This window comes from Mesorhizobium sp. M7A.F.Ca.US.011.01.1.1 (assembly GCF_003998295.1).
Lineage (GTDB): Bacteria > Pseudomonadota > Alphaproteobacteria > Rhizobiales > Rhizobiaceae > Mesorhizobium.
The window spans coordinates 1-3,003 of the sequence record NZ_RZRT01000137.1; the positions used below are offsets into that span (position 1 = coordinate 1).

The 3,003-nt window shown below is 61.3% G+C and carries 2 protein-coding genes and 1 pseudogene; all 3 read left to right on the forward strand.

All coding sequences use genetic code 11. The features are described 5' to 3' along the window. A partial coding sequence (locus EOA13_RS36725) for an aminotransferase class V-fold PLP-dependent enzyme (RefSeq protein WP_127297999.1) occupies positions 1 to 630 on the forward strand: 630 nt, incomplete at its 5' end. Positions 631 to 671: 41 nt separating this feature from the next. Continuing rightward, positions 672 to 1,607: a DUF4007 family protein gene (locus tag EOA13_RS36730; RefSeq protein ID WP_127298000.1), complete on the forward strand. Its 936-nt coding sequence runs from the start codon at positions 672 to 674 to the stop codon at positions 1,605 to 1,607. Further along, positions 1,604 to 3,003: pseudogene (locus tag EOA13_RS36735) on the forward strand (hypothetical protein); the annotation flags it as partial. The gene EOA13_RS36730 and the pseudogene EOA13_RS36735, both read left to right, overlap by 4 nt.

Consider the following 3,003-nt stretch of genomic DNA (forward strand, 5'->3'; position numbering starts at 1 on the left):
CGTTCGGCGGGGGCGTTCATGCATGTCGATGCTGCGCAAGGGCTGGGTAAGCTTCCATTGGACTTTTCGGAATTCGATCTTGCGAGCGTATCGTCGCACAAAATGTACGGCCCAATGGGTATCGGCGCACTGTTCATATCATCTGCCGCTCCTCTCCGCCCGTTGCCGGTGTTGTTCGGCGGCGGTCAGGAGGCTGGCATCCGTCCTGGGACCGTACCGACGCCGCTCGTTGTCGGGTTTGGAGCCGCCGCCAAGGTCTCCAGGGCGCGGCTCGCAGCGGACGCCGCCCATTCAACGGGCTTGTCGGCTCTGTTCCTGGAAGAGTTGCGCGGCAGGCAAGTGCAATTCATCGAGAATGTTTCCGCCTCGCAACGGGTGCCCGGAAGCTTAAGTCTGAGGTTCCCCGGCAATGACGCGATGTCGATAATCGCGAAGGCCGGGGATCGGATTTCGATTTCCGAAGGATCAGCTTGCACGAGCGGGCAGATTACTGCCTCGCACGTGCTGCTTGAGATGGGATTTACTCACCAACAGGCAGCGGAAACTATTCGTCTATACTTTTCGCGCTATAATACCGAGATAAACGCCACGGACGCCGCGATCGCGCTGTCGGAAATAGTCGGCCGCTAAGGATTGCCAACTGGCGACGGTCTCCAGTAGCATCCCCTCCCATGTTGAACGACCTTTATGATCCGGCCACCGCGATTCGCGTTTCGGGCCACGAGACCTTCTCGCTTCGGCTACTGTGGCTGAAGAAGGCGTTTGATCATGCATCCGGCCCGGACGGCGTCGATCGTAGAACATTTCAGGAACAAAATGCAATCGCCACGTTCGGCGTCGGTAAGAACATGGCGCTCTCGATGCGTCATTGGGCACTGGCAACGAAGATCTTGGATGTCAGCCCTACTCATCTCCGGGCCACCGATCTGGGGCGGTTGATCTTCGCGGACGGCACGGGCCTCGATCCATACCTCGAGCATCCATCGACGCTCTGGCTGATGCACTCCAACCTCGTGAGCGAACCGCGTGTAGCAACGACGTTCTACTACGCGTTCAACCTGCTCAATCAGCTCGCTTTTACCCGGGATGATCTGGTTCGAGCCATGGCTGCCATCGTTGATGCCCGCGGCACAGAGAGAGCGACGGCTGAGACGTTGAAGCGAGACGTCGAGGTGTTCGTGCGAAGCTACGCGCCCCGTCACTCCGATACAGGAGAAGATGCCGTAGAGCCGCTCCTGGTCGAGCTCGGCCTGCTGCGCGAGCAGCGGTCGACCGGCCAACTCGAGTTCGTCCGTGGGCAAAAGCCCTCGTTGGAGGACAGCATATTTGCGCTCGTGTTGAAGCAGTTCTGGGAGCGTCAGCACTCGCTGTCCCCCACCCTATCGGTGGAGCAGGTGCAGTATGACCCCGGCTCTCCCGGGCGCGTCTTCAAGCTGGATGAGGATAGCCTGGTTGCGCGGCTGATGAGCATCGGGGACGCGACCGCCGGGAAGATGATGTGGACCGACACCGCGGGCCTTCGGCAGGTCGCGTTGAACGGCCGTCTCGACGATATCGACGAGTTCGACCTCATTAAAGCCGGCTACCGCGGTCGGAGGGCCGCATGACCAAGCTCGCCGAAATCGTCAAGGTCGAACGTCGGTTCGCGCTATCCGCTAGGATCGACACCGATCTCAACGGAACGCCGCCGCTCACGGGGTACGTGTTGCAGGCGAGCGTGCGCAAGTCGCTGGTGGCCATGCTGGCAGGGATCGCGGACGGATCGCAGTTTGCATTCACCTGGACCGGTCCGTATGGCGGCGGCAAGTCCTGTGCGGCGCTGCTTGTTGCCAATCTTGTCGCCGGCAACAAGAAGCAACGGGCTCTGGCCGAAGGGATAGTTGGGCCAGACTTGGCGGAGCAGTTTTCGTCCGCATTTCCCGGGCGTGGCCGCTCGTGGGACGTGCTCGCCCTGACTGGCAGGCGCACGAGCCTGGCGGGTGCCTTGGCGGACGCGGCGGCAGAGCAATTTGAGTGGCCTCAAGCTACGCAGGATGCGGCCCGTGACGAACGAGCGCTTATCGACGAATTGGAGGCGCGTGCTCGTCAAAAGGGAGGATTGCTGATCGTCATCGACGAGCTCGGCAAGTTCCTCGAGCACGCGACGAATTCAGCCGGCGACGTACATATTTTGCAGGATCTCGCGGAACGAGCAGCACGCTCCAACGGTCGGCTGGTCATTGTCGGCATTCTGCATCAGTCCTTTGAGCAGTATGCCAATCGGCTGAGCCGGACTGGTCGAAACGAATGGGCAAAGGTCCAGGGCCGGTATCAGAACGTCCCCTTCGTTGCGCAGGCCGACGAGGTCGCGGCGCTCATCGCTCGTGCGATCGGCAGCGACCACGCTCCGGCAAGCGCCAAAGCGATCGCCGGGCTGACGGCAGAAGCAATCTCGCACCGTCGGCCAGTCGATGTCGCGGGGCTGACGGAAATCCTCACCCAAACATGGCCATTGCACCCGGTCTCGGCGCTCCTACTTGGGCCGGTATCCCGCCAACGGGTCGCCCAAAACGAGCGGAGCGTTTTCGGTTTTCTCTCATCGTCTGAGCCAAACGGATTTCAGGCGCACTTGGCGCGGACCGACGTCGACGGAAACGCTTGGTACGGGCCGGATCAGCTTTGGGACTACCTGGTCGCCAATTTCGGCAGCGCCCTTTCTGTTGGTCCTGAAAGCAATCGGATGACACTGGCCATGGAGGCCGTGGAGAAAGCTGCGCTCTACGGCCCGCTGGTTGCCAAGCTCGCCAAGGCCGCTGCGGTCGTCGAGCTGTTCAGGAACGGGTCCGGGCTCGCGGTTGCCGACGACATCCTCTCACTTTGCGCACCAGAAGCCAAAAAGGCCGAAGTCAGCGCGGCGATCGACGAACTGGTTAACCGGGCGATCCTCATTCGGCAGCCGCGGCTTGGTGGATATGCCCTCTTCGCCGGCAGCGATTTCGACCTCGATGAGGCCATCTCCAAGGT